Origin of the sequence: Rosenbergiella gaditana (assembly GCF_018494065.1) — a bacterium.
Lineage (GTDB): Bacteria > Pseudomonadota > Gammaproteobacteria > Enterobacterales > Enterobacteriaceae > Rosenbergiella > Rosenbergiella gaditana.
Genome location: NZ_JABBFR010000002.1, coordinates 233,608 through 258,115, shown reverse-complemented (window position 1 = coordinate 258,115; position 24,508 = coordinate 233,608). Strand labels below are relative to the sequence as shown.

Here is a 24,508-nt window from a genome sequence, read left to right as displayed (position 1 = left end):
GCCATACTAGTGGCTTGCTTTTTTTTTATGTGGCAAATCTGCCTAGCTTTTATTCACACAGAAACGTAATGAGGTCGTTGTGTCACAAACGAAAACTGAACATCTCGGATTAGCCCAGCTTGCATTAGCCCTTGGCGGCTTTGCCATTGGTACGGGTGAATTTGTGATAATGGGATTGCTGCCGGACGTGGCGCACGGTTTACACAGTTCAATAACGCGAGCGGGCGATGCAATCAGTAGCTATGCATTGGGTGTAGTAGTGGGTGCACCCCTTATCGCCGTACTCTTCTCACGCGTGTCACGTCAGCGTTTACTGATTGCGTTAATGGGGCTGTTCGCTTTGGGAAATGTGGCCAGCGCACTGGCGCCGGGTTATCTCTCTTTTGTGCTGATGCGTTTTATTACTGGTCTACCTCATGGTGCCTTCTTTGGTGTGGCCTCACTGGTGGCGGCCTCCATGGTGCCCGCGCATCAGCGAGGTAAAGCGATTGGTCGAATGATGTTAGGCTTAACCGTGGCTACGCTACTCGGCGTTCCAGTCGTCTCATGGATTGGTCACCACTTAAGCTGGCAACTGGCTTTTTGGTTTGTCGGGACCTGTGCCTTAGCGTCACTGATCATGATTATCCGTTATGTCCCTTTCAGCGAAGGGGACCGCTCGGCGCACCCTTTACGGGAGTTAACCGCGCTCAAAAAACCACAAGTCTTATTGACCTTACTTATCGGGGCCACAGGATTTGGCGGAATGTTTGCCGTCTTCAGTTATATCACCCCTACCATGATCCACTACGCAGGGATGAGTGAAGCACAAATTCCATGGGTGATGGCCGCATTTGGTTTAGGGATGATTGTCGGCAGTACCTTGGGTGGAAAGTTTGCCGATTGGAGTGTCGGTAAAACTATAGGACTCTCTTTGTTATGGAATATCGCCATCATGGTGCTGTTCTGTTTCCTCTCCAAGTATGTGCTGACCGGCTTCTTAGCCGCTTTTCTTATCGGTACTGCCGGCTTACTTATCCCGTCTTTGCAAATACGGTTGATGGATGTGGCAGGTGAAGCACAAACGCTGGCCGCAGCAATGAACCATTCGGCGCTCAATATGGCCAATGCCTTAGGCGCGTTCCTTGGCGGTGTAGTGATTGATGCAGGCTTGGGGTGGGTCTCAACGGCATGGGTCGGGACGGCATTAGCGGTGATGGGGCTGATTATCTTCTTACTGTCGTTGCGGGTGAAGCAGTAGCATTCGCCTTTTCATCATCCCGGCCCCCTAGGGGGGCCGGGAAAGACGATTAAGACTTATGTTTTTGACGACTCCGCCGTAATCGAATGCCAATTATTAGCAAGATAACGACGACAATTCCCACGGCAATTCCCGGTACAACGTAAGGTTGTGCTGCCGCCAAGAAAGGTAAACGTCCTCCTTTACGCATCCACGCTACATCGCCCGCTTGCACGGTTACCTGCGGATTACCGTAATTATGCAGCACATAATTACTGATATCGGCAATTTGCTGATCGCTCAGTTGATCGACGTAAGTCGGTGAACTGAACGCGGGCATTAAGACATCGTGGTCTTTAGTCGTCCGTCTCACACCAAATAAAATGGCAGAGACCAAGTTATCTGGGTGGATCATTCCAGTAGCCGTATTATGGAACAACGATGGATAGGCTTGATTTGGACTGCCCGCACCATCCGGCTGGTGACAGCTGGCACAGTTACCACTAAACAGCTTGGCACCATTGTCCAGGGCGTTGTACGCATTATTCGCCGCGTTGCCACGGATTTCCTGCTCGACGCTGACCGGGTGACCATAAGAGTAAGCGGGCGCCGCCTCCCCTTCAGTACGGATCGGTGTCGTGTGTTTAAGGTAGACGGCAATAGCTTTCAAATCGCTATCCGGTAGGTATTGCAAGCTGTGCTCTACGGCTTCTGCCATGCCACCTGCCGCTTGGTTTTTACCTACAGCGCGTCCCGTTTTGAGGTAGCTTACCAGTTCATCTTCTCGCCATCCGCCAATACCACTGATAGGATCTGCGGTAATATTTGGTGCATACCAACTGCCCAAAGGTGCGCCAGCAAGCGGCTGATCCTGTTTCTCCGCCATCATAAAGTTACGCGGGGTATGACAGGTGTCACAGTGTGCAAGGCCATTAACCAGGTAATTACCGCGATTCCATTCATCGCTTTTACTCGGATCAACCTTAAAGCTATCAGTACGACCCAAGACGGCATTCCACATCCCCATACTAAAGCGAAGGTTAAATGGGAAAGTCAGTTGAGTCGGCGTATTCGCCTGATCCACAGGTTTGACGCTATGCATAAAATAAGCATAGAGCGCATGCACGTCTTGGTCGGTCATTAAATGATAGGAAGTATAAGGCATTGCCGGGTAGAGATGTGCGCCGTCTGCCCGAACGCCTTCCCGCACGGCTTTAGCGAACTGTTGTTCACTATACTGACCAATGCCTTGCGCTGACGGGGTAATATTGGTGGCGTAGATAGCTCCCATCGGTGAAGCGATGGCGTAGCCACCGGAAAAAGCAGTTTTACTTCCTGGAGCGGTGTGACAGGCTTGACAGTCTGAGGCGATGGCCACTTTCTCGCCCTGTGCGATCAGCGCTGCGCCGTTATCTTGTGCTACCTGTGCGTAAGTTAACGGACTGATAGCCATTAAGGTCAGTAACCACGCCAATGTTTTATTGAGCCGCATGGTTATACTCCCCCCTTCAAACGCTGAGCCATATCATGGGCGGCTTTTAATCCTAGCGCGGCCATTGTGAGGGTACTGTTTACCACGCTGGCTGAAGGGATTGCGCCGCCACCCGGTAACCAGAGGTTCTCATGGTCGAAGGTGCGACAATTACTGTCTACCACCGCATTCTTCGCTGAATCGCCCATAATGGTGCCACCCATAATGTGGTTATTCGCATTAAGGCTGGTGGTGATGTTGAACTCTTTCGCATTGAACAGTGAACCGATGTGACGTAATTGGTCATGAGCCGCTTCTGCACCTTTACGTACATAATCGCCGACATCGTAGTGAATATCCGGACAGGCTAGGCCGTGTGCATCTTTACGATCAGCACTGAGCGTGAGCCGGTTATCGGGATCGGGTAACGGTTCTAAGCTTATCGATAGGTCGACGCCGTGTGTTGAGCGGTAACGAATCTCTTCATCTAACGCTTTGCCGACTAACCCTTTGGCTAATGCCTGCTTAGTCGCAGGGACTACGCGCGAAATATTGTTAAGGATCATCTTGTTCGCCGAGTAATCACGACGGAAATCACCATCACGAGGCCCCACCATGCAGCTACTCTGTGCCGGTCCACGGCCTAGCCACATGGGCTCCTCGGTAAGGAAGCTACAGTGGAACCCAGAGTGATCCATCATATTACGGCCGACCATGTCGGAGCTATTGGCAATACCAGTAGGGTTAGCCTTGTTGGCGGCTAACAGTAACAGACGCGGAGTTTCAATTCCGTTACACGCAAGGGCGAACATTTTGGCGGTCGCTTTATGTGACGCTTTCTGGTTATCGAGCCAATGTACGGCGGTAATGCGGTTTTGGCTGTCAGTATCGATTTTATAAACGACTGATTCCGACAGTACGACAGCGCCTTGGCGTTCGGCACGTTCCACATGATGAATACCATTATACATTGCGCCAATCGGGCAGATAGGCTGGCAGTTGTTGTTGCCACAGCAGACTGGACGACCTTCCCAAGGGCGCGTGCTACGTCCTTGCGGGATGGGGACTAAGTTATAACCGTGGGGGTTTACCACGCTGGCAAAATAGTTATCGCCATGGGCGAAAGGCACCATATCCATGGGATAAGGGCGACTACGCTCAGAAGGGGATTGCATAGTCGGATCTTGTGGTCCAGCGACGCCAATCTCATATTCTGCTTCACAGTACCAAGGCTCAAATTCGTGATAGGAGATCGGCCAATCTCGTCCTACGTTATATTTACGTTGCATTTCAAAATCGCTGGGGTGGTGACGCCAGCAAGAGGCTGCCCAGTGCCATGTCGTTCCCCCGACTGTGCGCAAATAGCCTTGTTGAAAGCTCCCCGCACTAGGACCGGTGACATTGACGTAGTTGTTCGGTGGAAAATAGAGCGGGGCCGGCGCAAGCGGTGATTGCGGATAAAGCCCTTGGAAATCGGAACCCGCACGATTCGCAAACGGCATATTGCGCCAATTTTCCACCGCTTGGGCGCGGGTAATCCGCAACCCTGCTTCAAGTACCAAGACGGAATAACCCTGTGCGACCAGTCGATCGGCCATCATACCGCCGACAATGCCTGATCCGACGATCACAACATCGGCGCTCACATCGCCGCTTGCAGTAAATTCTGGTTTTTTCATAATCATTAATTTTATTGTTATAGGTTGTACGAATAAGGGATTACAGCGCGTCGATCACGGCCATATTGTTCGCGTCGGGTACCGGGGCGGTCCACCATAGCGGGCCATTACCACAATAGGTTGGAACAACCAATCCATCACTCACCGTGCGATACATCCAAGCTTGCTGGTAACTGACCAAGATGCCGTGGTAATCATCGCCGACTGTACCGGTGTACCACGCGGTCACAATTTGCTGCAGCAGTGTCTGTAGACCTGCACGATGTGCTTGCTCTGCAAAGGCGGTGGCACTCATGCCATCGTTGATGAGCTGCACTAACGGATGCATCTGTTGAGCAAACTCAGGCATTTTTTTGACGAAGGCATTGTAGAAATGTGCCGCGAGTTCGGCATTGATTTGCTTATGCTCAGTAATGGTTTGTGTGACACGTATAAAGGCACGCAAAACATCACCAGAGGAGGAAGTATTCTGCGCAAGTCCGCTAAGAGGCAGTGAGGTGACAAAGCAGCCTGCAGTAACAATAAGCGAGTTTTTCAGGAATCGACGGCGATTGGTATCGGTACCAGTGGCGTCACAATTTGAGTGAGGTAGGTTAGGAGTCATGGTCTTAAAACGGAGTGTGATAAAGTTCACGTAATATAGTGAAATACGTCTTAAATGTAAAAATTTTATATTGATTGAGGATTAACGAAAGCAGCGGTAAGCCAAAGTGACTTACCGCACAGTCTTATTGCCGATGAGTGGAAACGCGTTGATGAATGGCTTCGCTGCGTCCAGCAAGTCCCACCAATGTCACCTGACAACCGTGTCGATGATAGCGATGTTCGATGGAATCAAGCACGCTTACGCTAGAGGCATCCCACACCTGCGCGGCGGAGAGGTCGATAATGACGTGTTTAGGATCGTTAGCGTAATCAAAGTGCTCATAGAGGTCGTTACTGCTGGCGAAGAAAAGGGGTCCCTGTACTTGGTAAGTTACGCGTTGACCATCCTCAGAAAGTGACCGTTTAGCAACGATAATATGACTGATACGTCTTGCAAAAAGTAGGGTCGCAAAGAGCGCGCCGACCACTACCCCGAGGGCAAGATTACTGGTCCACACCGTAATGACGACGGTGAACAGCATAATAAGGGTTTCACTCACCGGTAACCGACGTAGCGTCTTCGGTTGCAGGCTATGCCAATTAACCGTTTTAATTGAGACGATAACCATGATGGCCGCTAACACCACCATCGGTATTTTAGCCATAACCTGACTCAGTACACTGACTAACAGTAACAGTACGCAGGCAGAAACGACGGTTGAGACGCGACTTCGGGCTTTACCCAATTCAACGTTTACGATGGTTTGACCGATCATGGCACAGCCCGCAACCCCACCATAAAAAGCGGACAAAATATTCGCGATACCTAATCCCCAAGATTCCCGGTGCTTATTTGATGGGGTATCGGTCAGTTCATCGACCAGTTTCGCTGTTAACAGCGACTCCATCAGTCCCACTAAGGCCACACTGATTGCGGCCGGCCAGATAATACTGAGCGTTTGCCAGTTAAGTGCCACCTGCAGTGAATTAAAGCCAGGCAGCCCCGGTGACATGCTCCCTTCATCCCCGACATTCGGTAAACGAATGCCGGTATAGGCGACGACCGCCGTGAGTAGAACAATCGCGATAAGCGGCGCAGGGATAGCCGTAAAGACGCGAGGTAAACCGAATACGATGGCAAGGGTGACCGCGAAGAACAGCCACACCATCGGACCATGCCCGATAATATGGGGAACCTGCGCCATAAAAATTAAGATACCTAAGGCATTCACAAATCCGGTCATCACAGATTGAGGAATATAGCGCATCATTCTCGCCAAACCTAACCCGCCGAATAAGATTTGCAATCCTCCCGCTAACACAACCGTAGGCAAGATGTAATTCACGCCATGAGCGGCCACCATTGGCCCAATGACCAGTGCCACGGAACCTGCCGCCGCACTCACCATCGCGGGACGGCCGCCGATGAAAGAGAGGGTTAAGCAGATAACGAACGATGCAATAAGACTGACTTTAGGGTCGACGCCGGAAATCACCGAGAACGAAATGACTTCAGGGATTAGGGCGAGGGCGGTCACGATACCCGCTAAACTCTCGGTAATGAGTTTGGCGGGGGAGGTGAGCACAGATTTAACATGCCCAGCTTTTGCTGCAGAACAGGGTTCCATTAATTATACCTTGTTAAAGACTTATTATTTATTGCTCTTGCCTGAAAAGAGGAATCTCAGCACAGGAATGCGCAGATGGATCTTATAAAGGAGAAATGATACGCCAAAAACCATCATTAATCCTGCAAAAAAGCCGAGTAAATTATTGTGAATCGCTGGACTGATATATAAGCCATACACCAAGGTTAAAGGATGGTGAACTAAGTAGATAAACAGCGAGGCATTGACTAAGTAACTGACAGCGGGTGAATGATTGTTCAACAAACGGTAACCACTGCTAAAGCAGATATTCAGCATGCAGATACCCATCACCATTGAGATCAACGCATCCAGTTCGTAAAGCCAACCGTCTCCCGAGCTATAATGCTGATTGTAGTGGTAGGCACAAAAGGCCACGACTGTACCGATCCATAATAGCGGATGGGGCTTAATAAATAGCGCTTTAAGGGACGGCATCTGCCAAGCCAACGCACCTAATATAAAGAAAGGCAGATAAAACAATACCTGCATGATGACGATATTCATCAGCGCATCTTTCATTACCAGCGGAAGGGTGAGCAGCAGCAGGCGGCGCAGTAAGCACCAGGCCAGTATACTGAGCGTCAGTCCACCAATAACCTGCCACCAACCTACCTGTTTATGCTGCCATTGCTCAGTATGGTGTTTAAGAAAATGGAATAACCGATAACCGATCAGCGTTAATAAGCAGAGAATTAATAAAAACCATAAGTGAGAAATAAGCTCCCAGCACAGCGTGTTATATTTTTCATAGAGCGTAAAGTGCGACCAATTAGGAAACTTATCAGAGACATTTTTTAACAGCAAAAATTGCGGCAGCGTAATAAATGGGATTGCCGCTAAAAAAGGAATACCCACCCGTTCGAGGCGAACTTTTAACCAACGATGGGGAGAGTAACGCAAAAATAGCATATAAGAGAAATAGCCGGAAATGACGAAAAATACTTGCATGCGAAAAGAGTGAATAAATTCATTAAAGAGTGTCAACCCTAACGATGAGGTTGGGCTATTGACCGTCCAGTGCTGTGAAGAATAAATTAGTGAGACATGAAAAGGAACACCGAGCAACATCAGAATAGCGCGGATAGAATCGAGAAAATATTCACGTTGTTGGGGTTGGGTAGACATCATCTATACTCATCGTCTAGGGTGCATTTCGCACGATTACGGCTAAGATTACAATAAGTATATCAGACAACTTTGCGTGAAATCGGGTTTTGTAAAACTATCCGAAAAATCCGGCATTCTGAATAAAAAGAAACTATAACTCGAAGATGACTGTCAGAATGCTGAGGAATCAATTATTATAAGCTATGTCAGTTAGGTACACATTTTTAAGGGGGCGATGTGCTCATCAAGAAAGATACTACAAATAAAGGACGACAGCTCAAATGGGTTGGCGCAGCAGTACTTGTCGCACTCTACACGAGCAATAGCTGGGCATTTAGTATCGACGATGTCGCGAAACAAGCTAAATCGTTAGCGAAGAAAAGCTATCAAGCTCCGAACAGTAATTTGCCTTCACAACTCCGTGAATTAAAATATGCAGATTACCAACAAATTCAATTCAAACATGATAAAGCTTACTGGTCTAAACTTCATACACCTTTCAAGCTCGAGTTTTATCATGAAGGAATGTATTTCGACCAACCAGTCAAAATAAATGAAGTTACGGCATCTACCGTGCATGAAATCAACTATGACCCCTCGTACTTTGATTTCGGTAAAGTCCCGCACGATGCGGATAGCCTTAAAAACCTCGGGTTCGCAGGCTTCAAAGTATTATACCCTCTCAACAGCCGTAAAAAAGAAGATGAGATCAGTAGCTTCTTAGGCGCAAGTTATTTCCGCGTGATTGGCGCAGGTCAAACCTATGGTTTATCCGCGCGCGGGCTAGCGATCGATACTGCGGTTCCGGCAGGAGAAGAGTTCCCACGTTTTAAAGAATTCTGGATCGAACGTCCGACATCGAATGCTAAGCAGCTCACTATTTATGCTTTACTCGATTCCCCTCGTGCGACCGGAGCTTACCGCTTTATTATCCATCCGGGTAAAGAGAGTACGGTTGATGTTCAGTCACGTGTTTACCTTCGTGACAACGTCACAAAACTGGGTATCGCTCCACTGACCAGCATGTATTTGTTTGGTGCGAACCAACCGTCACCGGTTATCAACTACCGTAATGAATTACATGATTCAGATGGCTTATCAATTCACAACGGTAACGGTGAGTGGATCTGGCGTCCAATCAATAATCCGCGTCGTTTAGGCGTGAGCACTTATCAAGTTGAGAACTTGAAGGGCTTCGGCTTGCTGCAACGTAATCGCGATTTTAGCCATTACCAAGACCTTGACGATCGCTACGATAAACGTCCAAGTGGCTGGGTAGAGCCGATTGGACAGTGGGGTAAAGGCCACATCGAGCTAGTTGAAATCCCCACCAATGATGAAACCAACGATAATATCGTCGCGTTTTGGAGCCCGGAAAAGTTACCGCAAGCCGGTAAAGAGATGAAATTCGACTATCGTCTTCATTTCACTCGTGATGAGTCTGCGCTACACGATAACAATATAGCTTGGGTACAAGACACCCTGCGTTCTACTGGCGATGTTAAGCAGTCGAATCTGGTTCGTCAGCCAGACGGCAGCATTGCATTTTTAGTCGACTTTGTGGGCAAAAACTTAAGTAAGCTGTCTAGCGATGCGAAGATTGCTCCGCAAGTGAGCATCGGTAAAAATGGCGAAATCGTTGAGCAAAACGTACGTTATAATCCAGTGACTAAAGGCTGGCGTTTAACCCTACGTTTACGTGTGAAAGATCCTAAACAAGTGACCGAGATGCGTGCTGCGTTAACCAGCAACGAAAAATCATTGACCGAAACGTGGAGCTATCAGTTACCTGCCAATGAATAAATCAACGTTTAATTCCAAACACTATGTTGACACTCTGCCGCTGGATGCGGCAGAACAGTCTTCATTGCTTACCTCTGAGGCATCACCAGAGAGTTTTGCTCAGCTCCATCATCAACTGGGTAACGACTCTACCGCCAGCGAGCGTGATGATGATGCACCGCTCGCATCAGTTACATCGCGCGTGAGAATGGCTTGGTCGGCGGCGACAGATCACGATACTCAGTTTGCTGAGGATGATCTGCACCGCACGACATTGAAGGCAATGCCACCGGTACGACGCGCACTGATGTCCCCAGACAGTTGGGAAACAAACCCGATCACCCGGGCATGGCGCTCAGTGCGTGGCAAATCGCGTAAGCAACGAGAGCGTCTACAAGATGCGCCAACGCGCAACTCAGAAGAGAAATGGCGAGTTGTTGGAACAATACGTCGCTATATTCTGTTGTTCCTTACCTTAGCGCAAACTGTTGTGGCAACCTGGTATATGAAAACCATTTTGCCTTACCAAGGATGGACGCTGATCGACCCGACACAACTCTTTACGCCGGACTGGAAACAGGCGGTGTTACAGATCCTTCCTTATGTATTGCAGACAGGCATTCTCTTCCTGTTTGCTATCTTATTCTGCTGGGTGTCCGCAGGATTCTGGACGGCGCTGATGGGCTTCTTACAGTTACTGATCGGTAAGGATAAGTACAGCATCTCCTATGGGACGGTGGGTGATGAGCCGCTAAACCCTGAGAATAGAACCGCGCTGATTATGCCTATCTGTAACGAAGATGTGCAGCGAGTGTTTGCCGGTTTACGGGCTACTTGGGAATCGGTAGTTCGCAGTGGCAATAGCGAGCACTTTGATGTCTATATTCTGAGTGACAGTTATGATGCAGATATCGCGATTGCTGAGCAAAAAGCGTGGATGGAACTGGTCCGTGATGTCGGTGGGGCTGGGCAAATTTTCTATCGCCGTCGTCGTCGCCGTGTAAAACGTAAAAGCGGCAATATCGATGATTTCTGCCGGCGTTGGGGCCAAAACTATGCTTATATGGTGGTGCTGGATGCCGACAGTGTCATGAGTGGCGAGTGTCTATCTGGCCTAGTGCGGATGATGGAAGCCAATCCGAATGCAGGGATTATCCAATCGTCGCCTAAAGCGTCAGGCATGGATACGCTGTATGCACGCTGTCAGCAGTTTGCTACTCGTGTCTATGGTCCGCTTTTTACCGCGGGGCTACACTTTTGGCAGTTGGGTGAATCCCACTATTGGGGGCACAACGCCATTATTCGGGTTAAACCCTTTATTGAGCATTGTGCATTAGCTCCCCTTCCGGGCGAAGGGTCTTTTGCTGGCTCGATCATGTCGCACGACTTCGTTGAAGCCGCATTGATGCGCCGTGCCGGATGGGGTGTGTGGATTGCTTATGATCTTCCGGGTTCCTATGAAGAATTACCGCCAAACTTATTGGACGAACTTAAGCGTGACCGTCGTTGGTGTCATGGTAACTTAATGAACTTCCGTCTGTTTATGGTGAAAGGGATGCACCCGGTTCACCGCGCGGTATTCCTGACGGGCGTGATGTCATACCTTTCTGCGCCATTGTGGTTTATGTTCTTGGCACTCTCTACCGCCTTGCAGGTTGTTCACTCCTTGGTGGAGCCGACCTACTTCTTACAACCTCGACAGCTTTATCCGGTCTGGCCGCACTGGCGTCCAGAATTGGCGATTGCGCTGTTCTCTACCACTTTAGTGCTACTCTTCTTACCGAAGATGCTGAGTGTGTTGTTGATTTGGTGTAAGGGGGCTAAACCTTATGGCGGCTTTATTCGGGTGTTTATCTCCTTAATTCTGGAAATGCTCTTCTCCGTACTGCTGGCCCCGGTAAGAATGCTATTCCATACCCTATTTGTGGTGAGCGCATTCTTGGGCTTAAAAGCGGTATGGGACTCTCCACAGCGTGATGATGACTCAACACCGTGGAGTGAAGCGTTCCGCCGTCACGGTTCTCAGATGTTGTTGGGGATTGTTTGGGCTGCCGGAATGGGCTATTTGGATCTCAATTTCTTATGGTGGTTAGCGCCGATTGTGGGATCACTGATCTTATCACCGCTGGTCTCCGTGATTTCTAGCCGAGCAACCATCGGCTTGGCTTCTCGTCGGGCTAAACTTTTCTTAATTCCAGAAGAGTTTGATCCCCCTCAAGAGTTAATTGATACCGATAGCTATGTGCTGCTTAACCGCCAACGTGTGTTAGAAAATGGCTTTATGCATGCGCTATTCCATCCTTCTTTCAATGCGTTAGCTACTGCACTGGCCACGGCTCGTCACTTGCAAAGCGATCTGCTTGAACATGCTCGCGAGCGACAAATTGACCAGTTGCTGAGTGAGTCTCCGGAGAAAAGTACGGCGAATCAACGTCTGTTAGCCATCAGCGATCCCGTTGTCTTGGCTCGGTTACACAGCCGCTTGTGGCAACAACAGGACAAGTACCGCCAATGGCATGACAGTTATGCCAAGGTGGAATTCAATCCTAACGCTTTACAAGTAAACTGATAAAGAGGCGGCGTAAGCCGCCTTTTTTAATGGGTTCAAGCCGTCATGATAAAAAGACTCTTTATTATTCTCTCGATTGTGATGCTAACGGGCTGTGGCAGTATTATCAGTCGCAGTGTGGCAGGACAAGGGCAGGGGCATCAGTACTATCCCGGGGTGCAATGGGATTTGCGCCAAGGGTATTGGCGCTTTTTAACGATTCTTGATTTACCGCTTTCATTGATTGTCGACACCTTTATGTTACCCATCGATGCCAAACACGGTGATTACCCGTAATTACCAGCGCTCAGAGTCGGTATTATCGTCATCCCACTCTTCGGCAGCGACTCGTCCTTCTTCACTATCGGTCGAGGGCGCTAGCTGAAATTCGCCTTCATCCCATTCGTGTAGCGTATTTTCAGGTTGCCACTCGGCCAGTATTTCCTCTTCGTCATACTCATTATCCCAGATAGCTTGGGCGGCCTCATCAAAGTAGAGTGGTAGACACTCGCTGGGCGCTTCGTCCTGATCAGCAAACTCGGCTTGCCACATAATGTCACCGTCTTGCATCACATATTTTTGTAATGAGAACTGGCTTACCGAGGCACTTAACTCGTCGACTTCGGGGTGATCGGCTAAAAAAGTCTCTTTTGCAACGCTTATTGCTTCGTCTAAGGTAGTGAATAAATCCATTGTCGTAACCTCAATCACTGTGGGAATAGATGAAGCATAGAACATATTTTTCAGCCTGAGGGAGGAGGGGGGAATTTTTCATCACTTTTCAGTTTTTCCTGAATGAAGTGGGGATAGACACTTGGGATGCGTAGGGCTATCGGGTATCATAGGCGCCTTTTCAATACCCTAAACAGGACGAACACCATGCCAGTGTTACATAACCTTGTCTCGAATAAAGAATTAAAGCAGCGTCTGATGGACGAGACGGAGCCACGCACGACGGTCTCTTTCTATAAATATTTTACCATTGATGATCCACAAAATTTTCGCGATCGACTCTATCAGACTTTCCTTGCGCTTAAGGTGTTCGGTCGTGTCTATATCGCCGCAGAAGGGATTAATGCGCAAATCAGTGTACCAGTAAGTCAATTTGAGGCGATGAAGCAGCAAATTTTTGACTTTGATCCTGCGCTAAACGGTTTACGGATGAACATTGCGTTAGACGATGACGGGAAATCCTTCTGGGTATTACGGATGAAAGTCCGTGAGCGTATTGTGGCGGATGGTATTGACGACCCAAGCTTCGATGCGAGTGATGTTGGGGATTATCTTAAAGCCGACCAAGTGAATACGATGTTAGACGACCCTGACGCAGTATTTGTCGATATGCGTAACCATTACGAATATGAAGTCGGTCATTTCGATAATGCCATGGAAATCCCCGCTGACACGTTCCGCGATCAATTACCGATGGCGGTAGAGATGCTCGCTGAGCAAAAAGAGAAGAAAATCGTGATGTATTGCACCGGCGGGATCCGTTGTGAGAAAGCGAGCGCTTGGATGAAGCATCAAGGCTTCGACAATATTTATCATATCGAAGGCGGTATTATTGAATACACGCGTAAAGCGCGTGAGCAGGGATTACCTGTGCGCTTCAAAGGTAAAAACTTCGTGTTTGACGAGCGGATGGGTGAACGTATCTCCGAGGATGTCTTAGCCCATTGTCATCAGTGTGGTGCATCGTGCGACACGCATGTTAATTGTCTAAATGATGGATGCCATCTGTTGTTTATTCAGTGTGACGAGTGCGCAGTGAAATACCGTGGCTGTTGTAGTCCAGAGTGTCTGGAGGAGTCTGCATTAACGCCCGAAGAGCAACGTCAACGTCGTGCCGGACGTGAGACCAGTAATAAAATCTTCAATAAGTCGCGAGGATTATTACGCATGACTCTGCCGACCCCCATAAATAAAGACGACGCATAAGTGTAGCCCCTGCCTAGCAGGGGCTTTTACATTATGGCACGGCTAAAATTGTAAGGCGGCCGTCAAGTCGCCCATTTTTTGATGGCCATGCGCCGTCAGTGCTCGATCGCGAGCGGTTAAACCGTCCAGCAGCGGCAAGCCATGTACGCGACTGATAAAACGTAAGATCGATCCGGTGTCATATTGAGTATTGTCAACGTGTCCGCGTCGCGCAAAAGGTGAGATAACCAGTGCCGGAATGCGCGATCCCGGTCCCCATCTGTCGCCTTTTGGCGGTGCGACAGGATCCCACCAGCCACCATTTTCATCGAAGGTGATGATCACTACGCTATTTTTCCACTGTGGGCTACGCTGTAATTGGTCAATAATATGAGCAATATGACGGTCCCCGGCTTCCACATCCGAATACCCCGCATGCATATTAAGGTTACCCTGAGGTTTATAAAAGGTCACCGGCGGTAATTTTCCTGCCTGCACATCGGCCAGAAAATGGTTAGTGGTGGCGGAATCACCCAAGCCGCCATCACGCAAGTAGTGCTTTCTGGCATCAGGGTGGGTAGGGCCAAGGTTCTCAAAATAGTTAAACGGCTGGTGATGCAGTTGAAAATCGGGACGTGGCGGAAATTCCATGCTGTCCTTCTGGTCATCGATAGCAAACTGCCACCCCCCTGCATACCATGCCCAATCTATGCCTTTCTCAACCAGCTTATCGCCGATATGGGGATGTTGTTGGGGAGGCAGAACATTGGCTTTGCTGGCGTCTGCATAATCAGGACGTTGGGGGTCACGGCTTGCCGATGGCCAGAAAGGAGGCTGCATAGTATTGACTGCATACCCATCTGGCGTAATTTGGCTGGGTCCAAATTTAGGGATCCCGGTTAAGGCACTGGTGGGAGAGTCGGCTAAAGGTTTTAAACGGGTATCAGTGGGATCATCACTCATTAATTCTGCAACCAACCCTTTCGCTGGCGAATTTTTGACGTCAGCATAATAGGGCGCTCGGGCGCAAGCCAGATATTGGTGGTTAAGGAATGACCCGCCAAAGGCACCTTGGAAAAAATTATCGCAGAGCGTGTATTCCCGCGCTAATTGCCATAAACGCATGTTGTAAGCACTATCTGCGTAATAGCCCATGGTTAATGCCCCAGAGTCCGCCCATGCGACAAAGCGGTCATTTTTACCACCATTAATCTGCATCTGGTTCTGATAGAAAACATGCCATAAATCACGGGTGATGACCCCTTGTGGTAGGGCTTCTTGATCATCCCCCTGTAGCGCAAAAGGCTTATTGGGCAGCTCAGTCAGGTAAGTTGCTTCTTGTGAAATTTGGTAGCGTTTATGATTAACGACTTGTGGGTCCGGTACCAGGCCTTTCCAAATCGGTGGCAGATGAGGGAGGCGTGAGCCGTCGCGATCATATTGAGTGGTAGCCTGTTCATGCAGTTGGTTCAATGGCTGTTGGCTGCCGGGAAAATTCGCAAACAAGTTATTAAAGCTTCGGTTCTCGGCATAAATTACCACGATATTTTTCACTTGTTCACGCAGGATCTCCGCCTGTTTAGCGGCTGTGTAGTCAGTCAGAGGCCGTGCTGCAGCGCTTTTTGTCTGGCCAGCTTGTGCCCCGCCAAGGGGAAGCAGTGTCGAACTGACTCCCAGTGCCGAAGCACCAGCCAATAGACGACGACGTTGTGGATTTTCAGGCGCGGTGGAATGTGCTGAGTGGGACGTGGAAGCGTTTCCGTTCTTCGACTTCATGCATTACCCTTGTACTTAACAAGAAAAAGTTAGCGTCACGATACCGATGTTACGTGACGCTTTTATGGCAACGCTGGAGTGGAATTTAGCTTTTATCGAAACGCGTTAAACGAAATGGCGATATGATAGTTTCAATTTCATTTCCCATTGCGAATTGACTCGCAATCTCTCCGAGTGCAGGGGCGCATTTGAATCCATGCCCACTCAGCCCGCTAATGACTAATCCCGTTTTATCCTCGTCCAGATAATCGATAATAAAATCACCGTCTGGGGAGTTATCATGGCTACAAGCCTGACCAAATAAACAAGCGCTCTGTCCCGGTAAAAATTGTTTGAGGAAGGTGAAACACTCTCTGCCATCAGTTGGATACTGACCAAAAGGTAAACACTCTGTGGCATCATTTAGCGGTTGACCACCATCATAACGTGCCACCTTGAGCTGATCCTCTTCAGCCGGGAATCCATAATATTGGCTACCATCGGTTAACTGTGCGGTAAAAGCAGGAAAATGTGTATGATGACTAAAGCGGCCATCTGATTGAAACCACGCCATTACCTTACGGACTGGCGAGATAGGGAGATCGGGTAACAGCTTTTTCGCCCAACTGCCGGCGGTAATAATTATTTTACGCGCAGTGTAGTCACCGTCTGCCGTGGTGACACGATAGAGATCATCATAATGGCTGATTGACTCGACCGGACAGTTGAAAAGCTGCGCGCAGCCTTGTTCTTGTGCTAAGCGGATCCATTGTTCTACGGCTTTTTCGCTGTACAGATAGCCCGCGTCTTTATCTAAAACGCCATGATATTCCTGCGGAATGACGAAGGTTTCCCATCGTTGCATAATGTCACTGGCAGTTAGCGTTTCGACATCGATTGACCAAGTTTTAGCACTATCGACTAATTTTGGGATTAACGGACTGTCGATAGGAGCTATAGAGAGGACACCACTGCGTCGAAATAGGGTAGTTGCAGAGGTTTTTTCCAGCGCTTCCCATAAGACTTTGCTGCGTTGCAGCAGAGGAACGTAGCGATCACCTTCGGCGTAAGCATAGCGGATTAAGCGTGTTTTTCCGTGATGAGAACCCTGGTTGTGGGGGGGATGGTGAGCATCGATCATTAATACGTTAAGGTTATTAATGGTGGCGTAGCAGCCTGCTGCCGCGCCGACTGAACCGCTTCCGACAATAATGACATCGTAAATCATTGCATTGCTCCGCTATTTTTTTCTCAGCATAGCAGAGTCGAGGGGGAGGAGACAGAAAAAGGCACCCTAAAGGTGCCTTGGAGAGTTAATGCTTAGCCCTGATTGGTTGTGTCTCTGACTCTTCAATTCGAGCAATACCGGCTTCGAGTAGAGAAATAAACTGCCTGGCCACATCCGTGGTGATCCAATACGCTGGACCAATATCGGCTTCTTCTTCTGTTTGTTGGGCTGATGAGATGGAATGCAGACGAATCATCATCGCATCGTAATCTTCTACAGTACTAATATCCCAACCGACTAACGGATGTGTTTGGATCACATTATTTTCTTTTTCCATCTTAACCTCCTTAATCGTCAAACATGTGTGAAGACTGAGGTCACAAGTATCCCGTTAGCTACACAGGAAGAACGAAGTATAGCATGGATTCTACATCTTGCTGATTATTCGCGCACGACCTGCCAGGGTAATGTTTCCCCCGCGAGGAACGGAATGAGTTGCTCATTGCCTAGGGCAATATGCTGTGGCACGGTCCATTCTTGACGTTGTAGGGTGATGGTCTGTTCATTCACTGGCAGTTGGTAAAAGGTCGGGCCATTAATTGAACAGAATGCTTCAAGATGCTCAAGTGCCCCCAGCTCATCGAACACACTGGCGTAGGCGGCTAAGGCGGTCGGCGCATTGAAGACACCCGCACAGCCACAACTCGACTCTTTGCGTGATTGCACATGCGGTGCGGTATCAGTACCTAAGAAAAATCGTGCATGTCCTGTGGCGACGACATCGCGCAACGCTTGTTGGTGAATATTACGTTTAAGAATCGGTAAACAATAGAGATGTGGACGAATACCGCCACTTAGCATGTGGTTACGATTAAACATCAAGTGTTGTGGGGTAATAGTCGCGGCCAGTCGCTCGTTGCCTTCTTGAACATATTGTGCCGCATCGCGTGTAGTAATGTGTTCCATCACAACACGCAGCGCAGGAAAGCGTTGACGAAGTGGAATCAAGACTTGGTCGATGAATTTTGCTTCACGATCAAAAATATCAACATGCGCATCGGTCACCTCACCGTGGATCAGTAATGGCATACCGATCGCTTCCATCCGCTCAAGTACACCGGCAATATGGTCGATACTGGTGACGCCGTGACTGGAGTTGGTGGTGGCATGTGCGGGATAGAGTTTTGCTGCGGTAAAGACTTTGCGAGTGAAGCCAAGTTCTACTTCGTCGGCCGATAAGCTATCGGTTAAGTAGCAGGTCATTAACGGTGTAAAGTGATGGTCGGCAGGGAGTGCCGCTAAAATACGTTGACGATACTGTTCTGCGGCGTGAACGGTAGTGACCGGCGGAACCAGATTCGGCATAACAATGGCTCGACCAAAATGCGCACTGGTATAGGGAAGAACAGTGTTGAGCATTTCATCATCGCGAAGATGGATATGCCAGTCATCGGGAAGACGAAGGGTAAGCGTGTTAATAGGGGATTTCATCAATAAAGGCTCCGGCTAAAAGGTCAACGATTAGGGCATTCAGGCCGGGAACCAAGAATAAAGGGCGCTGCTGCAGATTGCACTCTTTTTTTTAAAAAATGATCGAAGTGAGTGATTTAACGGAGTGAGGGAAACCCAAAGGACTCTCATCATTGATCCGCGTCAGAATTAATTAAAAATAAGGAACCGATAAAAAGAGGCAACTAGGTTTGAAATAGTTGATGTATTACAATGCTAGCTCAGTAAATCTCAATAGAAAAGGACGCTTTTATGGACATTGGTAATGTTAAAGGGACCGGGATTTATATTATTGTAGAGCGGTTGTATGATTTCATGAGCAATACGTGGCACAACATTGGGATGTCAAATACTCAAGTACACAGAATAATATATCAGCTCTATAAGAAAGAAGATATTTACCTTGATGGAAAAAGACTTAATGGATCGAGCATTTCATTATGGCAAAGGGTTAAGGTATTATTAGGCCATCCTTTGGTTACAAATCCTTCGTTAGATAATTCCACTATTTTCTCTCAGGATTATGCTGGTTCGATAATCTTTTTCATACCCTTTTGCTTTCCCGGCATTAAGGAAAAGATTCTCCCAAGATTTTTAACGCATAAGTACAGACTTCCCACCGCAAAATATGATAGTTAGACAAAGCAACTCAAATTTATTGAGCCTATTAATGAGCTTCCATTACTAATGAAAGCGCTGACTTGTCTAAAATAGAAAAAATTGAGACTGTTATGGCATTGCTCATTGCCGTGCTGGGGGGTTATAGAAAGACCTTTACTTATCGGGGCGTTGAAGGAAGGGCAGCTTACACGTTGTTTTTATTGTTACAATCCCTCTGGTTTTCTCTTTATTTAAAGCATATATTCTCTACCCCAAATACCATTGGGGTTTTGCCTTTATTACTTTTTATACTGCCATTACTCTCATTGGCGAGTAGAAGAATTAATGATGCGGGTTACTCTCATTGGCTGTTTATAGGGGTATTGTTTGCGCCCTATCTATTTTTTATTTTTCTTTGCTTTCCGAAATCCTCTCATCGCAAGGCACGACAATAAAAGACTTGTTCTTAAATCACCGGCTACCTTAGGTGACAACGTTGGCATTGTCACCTTTGTAAGAATAAAGCGCTCGAGGCATTACTTCCCTCAATAACTTACCCAATGCCGGCAGCGCGATATTATGATGCAGGCGTTTGCAAACTGGCTACAGGAAGAGAAAAATAAGGAGGCCTAGCGATTCCCGGCTAATTACCGGTTTCGGGGATGTTGTGTTGTTAGCCGCCCGTCGTTCGCTTTCTATTCAACGACTCTTAAAGCGCCTTTTCGCACTATCCATAACATCTCCCCTTAATTTCTTGGCTATAGTGGATAAATTAACGCTATTTGGGAGGGTATATGGCAAATGAAAATACGATCTTAATTATAGGTGCCTCTCGCGGGATTGGACTTGGGCTGGTCGAACAATTTTCCGCACAAGGTTGGCAAGTGACCGCAACCTATCGCGGAACGGTTCCGCAAAATAGCTCGGCACAATGGTTAGCCTTGGACATCACCGACCCCGCGAGTCAGCAACACTTTATTGAACAGTTAGCGGGTCAAACCTTCTCGGCCATTGTGATTAATGCTGGAATATATGGACCGGCCGAGCAGCGGTTAGATCAGGCCACCGATGCGCAATTGAATCAGTTATTTCTGACCAATAGCTTTGCCCCCGTGCGTTTAGCACAGCGGTTATTACCACAATTGGCCTCGCACGGTGGAGTATTGGCCTTTACCAGTTCGCAGATGGCCAGTTTGTCTGAAAACCCTCAGGCAGAGATGCCGCTTTATGCTGCCAGCAAGGCCGCCCTCAATATGCTGGTCCGTGCGTTACAACCTACCGCGGAGCAAGCCGGTGTCACCCTCTTATCGCTGCATCCCGGTTGGGTGCAGACCGATATGGGGGGTGGGCAGGCCCCCGTAACGGTTGAACAGAGCAGCTCAGGGTTAAGAGAAGTGATTACCGCGGCGGCGAATAAAGGGGGACATCATTATCTTGATTATCAAGGGCAGACACTAGAATGGTAAGCAAAGCTTAAGGGGAGTAGAGAGTAGAACAGCCTTAACCCGAGGTGACTCTAGATTAAGGCTGGAATAAGAGGACAGTGCCCTAAAACTAAGGCTTGGCTAACTGTTCGCGTACCGCCTTAACTTGTTCAGCGGTTACCGCGTCAGCCTGGTTACTCCATCCTCGGCGAATAAACGTCGCCAACTCGGCAATCTGCGGATCCGTCAGACGCTGGGAAAATCCTGGCATTTTTAAGGCTGAAGCCGATTTGGCGGTGGAAGGTAACTGCGCCCCCGCAAGGATAATATGAATTAGCCCGGTCGGATTATCGGCGTTGACAATCGATGCCTGATCAAGGGCGGGGAAGGCATGGGGGGCACCTTTTCCATTAACGAAGTGACAGGCATTACAGTTATCGAGATACAGGGTTTCGCCCGCGGTTAAATTTTTTGCTGCGGTTAACTTATCCGCCGTTTGTTGCACGGCCTGAGGATTGCCAGTGTCCAATGGAGGGTTTCCCCCCAAGGCTTTCAGGTAAGTGGCGATGGCTTGTGCATCCGCATCGGTGAGGTAAGCGGTACTGTGTGCCACCACGGAGGTCATCTCCCCCGCAACCCCTGCCTGGCGATTACGACCGGTTTGCAGATAATCAACGATATCTTGTTTCGACCAGCGGGCAATGCCACGTAGCGACGGAACGGCCCAGCCGTTAAGTTCTCCGCCCGAAACAAAACTTTCTTCACTGCTTTTCACACTTTTCTCGTTCATGGCGAGTCCGCGAGGGGAGTGACAACTGCCACAGTGACCCAAGCTCTCAACGATATAGGCCCCTCGATTCACCTGCTGCGAGGCACCTTGTAGGGGAGTGAAGCGCTGGTCATCAACGAAGGCCCAATTCCAGAGCGCGAGGCCCCAACGTTGGTTGAAAGGAAAGCTTAGCGAGGTTTTCGGCGGCTGTTGCGAGCTTGGTTTCACCCCTTGCATAAAATAGTGATACAGGGCGCTGATATCTTGATCGCTTATCTTCGCATAGTCTGGATAAGGCATGGCAGGATAGAGATGGCGACCATCAGGTAAGACCCCTTTACGTACCGCATCGGCAAATTGCTGCTCGGTAAAGTTACCGATACCTTGCTGTTTATCGGGAGTAATATTGGTTGAATAAATGGTTCCAAGCGGCGAGCTTATTGCTAAACCCCCCGCATAATTATCTTTACCTGCGACGGTATGGCAGGCCATACAGTCACCTAATCGCGCCAAGTACTCCCCCTGCTGGATAAGGGTGGAGGAAGCAGGCTCTGCTCTGGCAGGGAGGCTGGCCAAGACAGTAGTACATAATGCTAAGGCAATTAAAGAATATTTCATCAGCTTAAGCCTCTACCAATGGGCCGGGATTTTTTAAATAATGATCTTTAATGGCTTGTGCCGCCATCAAGGTTATCGCGCCAATCGTATCGGTGGGGTTAGCTTGGAAATTCTGTGGGAAAGCGTTACCCCCAGGCACGAAGACATTATGGACATCCCAACTTTGGAGATAGCGGTTTAACGCAGAAGTGTTAGGGTTGTCGCCCATTACCGCGCCACCCACGTTATGGGTCGAGACATATTTCGTGAGGTCGAAGTTAGCGTCCATCGGGAGGAAACTCATGCTGAAATTATCTGGATTTAACTCTTTGACCAGATCTCCGACAACGCTTTTTAAATGTTGCTGTAACAGTAATTCATTACGTTTCCAATTGAACGTCATGCGTAGCAGAGGTTGCCCATACTTATCGGTATAGGTTGGGTCGAGGTCCAGATAACTGTCGCGGTAGGCCATACACGTGGTGGTAATGCTGACTTTCATAGAGTGCCCGTACCAGGTTTCTAATCCTTCTTTCCAGCCAGCGCCCCATTTCGGGGTATCTTTAGGTAGGGCCGCACTAATTGGTGTTCCGGTGGCCTGTGAACTGTGTATTTTCGCGCCGCCGATAAACCCTAAGCTCGGTCCATCAAAATTGCCGGGTGAGATGTCGTTAAACATCTGCCCCGTCGGTCCGGCTGCGACGAAGGGATTAAAGTTTTTATCTTTGAAAAACAGTGTTGCGCCGCCGTTGCTCAGAAACGCATAGTTACGTCCCACAACGCCTTCTTCCGTGATCGGGTTATAGGGCTTTCCGATCCCGGATAGCAGCATCAATCTAACGTTGTAATATTGGAAACTACTGAGAATGACGATCTTGGCGGGTTGGAAGCACTCGTTACCGTCGACATCATAATAAATAACCCCTTTCGCACTCTTTTTATCGTCATGCAAGACGACACGCGTCACCTCGGCATTGACTTCATAGGAGAAATTCTCCATACGTTTTAGTGCATCCATTACCGCAGTTTGCGGCGAGGCCTTGGAATAGTTCAAGCAGGGATATTTAGAACAATAGCCACAGTAATTACAGGGCGTGATGGTATTGCCATAGGGGTTAGTCCACGCCCGTGAGGCCGCTGCCGAGGGGTTAGGAAAAGGGTGGTAACCCAGCTTTTTGGCTGCAGCGGAGAACATTACATTATTTAACGTGTCTTCTAAGGCGGGCAGTGGGTAAGGTTGGGAGCGAGGGCCTTCAAAGGGGTCACCGCCCGGCTGTATTTCACCCCGTAGGTTACCCGTGTTGCCGGATAAGCCACAAATTCGCTCAAATTTATCGTAATAAGGCTCGATCTCCTGCCAACTAAAGGGAAAGTCCATAATCCGCATATCTTCTTGCAGAATACCGGGTTTATAGGCTTGGTCGGCATAGGTTTTTAGTTTAAGGTCGGTCGGGGTTGGGCGGATCAATACCCCTGTCCAGTGCATACCGGATCCCCCAACCCCACCGCCTGGCACAAAGGCGCCCCATTTACGGGTCGGTACGGCGGTATCTTGGAGTCCATAACGAACAGTCACCGCTGACTCTGCGGGGGTGGTCATCACCTTATTACGTACCGCATAGGCGTACTCATCGGCGGGTTTAGGGTAGGCAAATTCGTCATAGTCGCGATCGGGGCCTTTTTCCAAGGCACGAACGCTCAGTCCGGCTTGCGCTAATTCAATACTCATTAGCGACCCCGCCCAGCCTAGTCCACACACCACCACATCTACTTCTTGCTTAGTTACTTTTGGCATCTGTTAACGCTCTCCGCTTATGCTTGCACGCTTTGGATACTGACTGGGCCTAAAGGGTATTGCACATTATGTTGCTTTACCCACTCTAGATAGCTGGCGCGTGCGCCGGGAAAGCCAATCGCAATCCATGCTTTCATGCCTTTATTACCGCCATACATCGGGTCGGCGAGATAGCCATGTTTGGTATCGTTAAGCAGTTGACTAAAGAACTGTGAGGCGCTGAGAGAAGCGCTATCTTGGCTCTGCTCAAAAGGTAACGTTCCTTTTTCTGCCAAAGAGAGCACCTGCTGTTGCTCGGGGTGAGCCAATTGAGCAAAGCTTTTGCCGTGCTGTTGATGGCACCACTGATTGATTGCCGCGATCCCTAATTGATAGATTTGCTGTGGGTAACAAGGGATCTGGTAGCCTAAGGTGGCGGGAAGATTGGCAGGGAAAGGACCTTGCATGTAGATCTCTTTACCAAAAGTGGGATCGTGCAGTTGTTGGTCAATAAAGATAGGTACGTTGGTTTCTAAAGCGCCAGGCGCTTTACCTTGTCCCCCGGCTGGGATCAGCCGATCGGTTGCCGCAAGGATAAATTGCCACTCCTCGGTAGAGAAGAAGTGCGGTTGATAGGCATTTAGATCGGGGGCCGCTAGCTCAGCGGCCTCAGCCGCCGTCAGCCCCTTAAGGACTAACTCGGTTAGCGGCAGTGCCATTAATGAGGCTAATAGGAACTTTCTCCTACTGGTGGGTTTCTGCAACAACATCGTAATTATGCTCACAATTAGTTATACAAATTATATTTTTGTATCGTTATTGTAATACATATGTTTAGCAAGGTCATTAGTTTAACTTTTTTATACATTTGGTGCTCGTTGAGGAAGGGTGACTG

21 protein-coding genes are annotated in these 24,508 nt (G+C 48.7%); 8 read left to right on the top strand and 13 right to left on the bottom strand.

Annotated elements, in window-relative coordinates; all coding sequences use genetic code 11:
- Positions 1–79 precede the first annotated feature (79 nt).
- Positions 80–1,240 carry an MFS transporter gene (locus HH682_RS02725; protein WP_338049298.1) on the top strand — a complete coding sequence of 387 codons (1,161 nt, stop codon included), beginning with the start codon at positions 80–82 and terminating at the stop codon, positions 1,238–1,240.
- A gap of 49 nt (positions 1,241–1,289) precedes the next feature.
- Here HH682_RS02725 and HH682_RS02720 read toward each other — a convergent pair whose 3' ends face one another.
- The 5 genes from HH682_RS02720 to mdoC all read right to left on the bottom strand — a co-directional run bounded on the left by HH682_RS02720 (position 1,290) and on the right by mdoC (position 7,728).
- Positions 1,290–2,711, bottom strand: a complete 1,422-nt coding sequence (locus HH682_RS02720) for a c-type cytochrome (protein WP_214235987.1) — start codon at positions 2,709–2,711, stop codon at positions 1,290–1,292.
- A 2-nt stretch (positions 2,712–2,713) separates the two neighbouring features.
- A complete protein-coding gene (locus HH682_RS02715; protein ID WP_214235985.1) occupies positions 2,714–4,369 on the bottom strand; it encodes a GMC family oxidoreductase in 1,656 nt (551 codons plus the stop codon).
- Positions 4,370–4,409: 40 nt separating this feature from the next.
- Positions 4,410–4,973, bottom strand: a complete 564-nt coding sequence (locus HH682_RS02710) for a sugar dehydrogenase complex small subunit (protein WP_214235983.1) — start codon at positions 4,971–4,973, stop codon at positions 4,410–4,412.
- Between the two features lie 124 nt (positions 4,974–5,097).
- Positions 5,098–6,582, bottom strand: coding sequence for a SulP family inorganic anion transporter (locus HH682_RS02705; RefSeq protein ID WP_214235981.1), 1,485 nt, complete (start codon positions 6,580–6,582; stop codon positions 5,098–5,100).
- Between the two features lie 24 nt (positions 6,583–6,606).
- A complete protein-coding gene (gene mdoC / locus HH682_RS02700; protein WP_214236059.1) occupies positions 6,607–7,728 on the bottom strand; it encodes a glucans biosynthesis protein MdoC in 1,122 nt (373 codons plus the stop codon).
- Between the two features lie 219 nt (positions 7,729–7,947).
- Here mdoC and HH682_RS02695 point away from each other — a divergent pair, with 219 nt between their 5' ends.
- From HH682_RS02695 to HH682_RS02685, 3 genes are read left to right on the top strand one after another with little or no spacing between them, the layout of a single operon-like run.
- The gene (locus HH682_RS02695) at positions 7,948–9,513 is read left to right on the top strand and encodes a glucan biosynthesis protein G (protein WP_214235979.1); all 1,566 of its coding nucleotides are present in this window, start codon (positions 7,948–7,950) and stop codon (positions 9,511–9,513) included.
- The gene (mdoH, locus tag HH682_RS02690) at positions 9,506–12,061 is read left to right on the top strand and encodes a glucans biosynthesis glucosyltransferase MdoH (protein WP_214235978.1); all 2,556 of its coding nucleotides are present in this window, start codon (positions 9,506–9,508) and stop codon (positions 12,059–12,061) included. The genes HH682_RS02695 and mdoH overlap by 8 nt, the downstream gene beginning before the upstream one ends.
- Positions 12,062–12,106: 45 nt before the next feature.
- A complete protein-coding gene (locus tag HH682_RS02685; RefSeq protein ID WP_214235976.1) occupies positions 12,107–12,337 on the top strand; it encodes a YceK/YidQ family lipoprotein in 231 nt (76 codons plus the stop codon).
- Here HH682_RS02685 and HH682_RS02680 read toward each other — a convergent pair whose 3' ends face one another.
- Complete coding sequence (locus HH682_RS02680; protein WP_214235974.1) at positions 12,338–12,733, bottom strand: MysB family protein; 396 nt, start codon at positions 12,731–12,733, stop codon at positions 12,338–12,340.
- A 186-nt stretch (positions 12,734–12,919) separates the two neighbouring features.
- Here HH682_RS02680 and trhO point away from each other — a divergent pair, with 186 nt between their 5' ends.
- A complete protein-coding gene (gene trhO, locus HH682_RS02675; protein WP_214235973.1) occupies positions 12,920–13,978 on the top strand; it encodes an oxygen-dependent tRNA uridine(34) hydroxylase TrhO in 1,059 nt (352 codons plus the stop codon).
- A 42-nt stretch (positions 13,979–14,020) separates the two neighbouring features.
- On the opposite strand, the gene acpA is transcribed toward trhO, so the two are convergent.
- The 4 genes from acpA to pyrC all read right to left on the bottom strand — a co-directional run bounded on the left by acpA (position 14,021) and on the right by pyrC (position 18,431).
- Positions 14,021–15,733 carry an acid phosphatase gene (gene acpA, locus HH682_RS02670; protein WP_214235971.1) on the bottom strand — a complete coding sequence of 571 codons (1,713 nt, stop codon included), beginning with the start codon at positions 15,731–15,733 and terminating at the stop codon, positions 14,021–14,023.
- An 85-nt stretch (positions 15,734–15,818) separates the two neighbouring features.
- Entirely contained in the window at positions 15,819–16,940 is a 1,122-nt protein-coding gene (gene solA, locus HH682_RS02665; RefSeq protein ID WP_214235969.1) for an N-methyl-L-tryptophan oxidase, read from the bottom strand.
- Positions 16,941–17,025: 85 nt separating this feature from the next.
- A complete protein-coding gene (gene bssS / locus HH682_RS02660) occupies positions 17,026–17,277 on the bottom strand; it encodes a biofilm formation regulator BssS (protein WP_214235967.1) in 252 nt (83 codons plus the stop codon).
- Between the two features lie 104 nt (positions 17,278–17,381).
- Positions 17,382–18,431 (bottom strand): dihydroorotase, encoded by a 1,050-nt coding sequence (pyrC, locus tag HH682_RS02655; protein ID WP_214235966.1) that lies wholly within the window; start codon positions 18,429–18,431, stop codon positions 17,382–17,384.
- A 270-nt stretch (positions 18,432–18,701) separates the two neighbouring features.
- Here pyrC and HH682_RS02650 point away from each other — a divergent pair, with 270 nt between their 5' ends.
- The 3 genes from HH682_RS02650 (at position 18,702) to HH682_RS02640 (ending at position 20,515) form a co-directional block, all read left to right on the top strand.
- Complete coding sequence (locus HH682_RS02650) at positions 18,702–19,088, top strand: hypothetical protein (protein ID WP_214235964.1); 387 nt, start codon at positions 18,702–18,704, stop codon at positions 19,086–19,088.
- Between the two features lie 62 nt (positions 19,089–19,150).
- Positions 19,151–19,504 carry a DUF805 domain-containing protein gene (locus HH682_RS02645; protein WP_250318508.1) on the top strand — a complete coding sequence of 118 codons (354 nt, stop codon included), beginning with the start codon at positions 19,151–19,153 and terminating at the stop codon, positions 19,502–19,504.
- 339 nt (positions 19,505–19,843) lie between these two features.
- Positions 19,844–20,515 (top strand): SDR family oxidoreductase, encoded by a 672-nt coding sequence (locus HH682_RS02640; RefSeq protein ID WP_214235962.1) that lies wholly within the window; start codon positions 19,844–19,846, stop codon positions 20,513–20,515.
- Positions 20,516–20,603: 88 nt separating this feature from the next.
- On the opposite strand, the gene HH682_RS02635 is transcribed toward HH682_RS02640, so the two are convergent.
- Genes HH682_RS02635 through HH682_RS02625 form a run of 3 tightly spaced genes read right to left on the bottom strand, consistent with a single transcriptional unit; the run spans position 20,604 to position 24,383 of the window.
- Positions 20,604–21,860: a c-type cytochrome gene (locus HH682_RS02635; protein WP_214235960.1), complete on the bottom strand. Its 1,257-nt coding sequence runs from the start codon at positions 21,858–21,860 to the stop codon at positions 20,604–20,606.
- A 4-nt stretch (positions 21,861–21,864) separates the two neighbouring features.
- Positions 21,865–23,634 carry a GMC family oxidoreductase gene (locus tag HH682_RS02630; protein WP_214235959.1) on the bottom strand — a complete coding sequence of 590 codons (1,770 nt, stop codon included), beginning with the start codon at positions 23,632–23,634 and terminating at the stop codon, positions 21,865–21,867.
- Between the two features lie 17 nt (positions 23,635–23,651).
- Complete coding sequence (locus HH682_RS02625; RefSeq protein ID WP_214235957.1) at positions 23,652–24,383, bottom strand: gluconate 2-dehydrogenase subunit 3 family protein; 732 nt, start codon at positions 24,381–24,383, stop codon at positions 23,652–23,654.
- Positions 24,384–24,508: the final 125 nt, after the last annotated feature.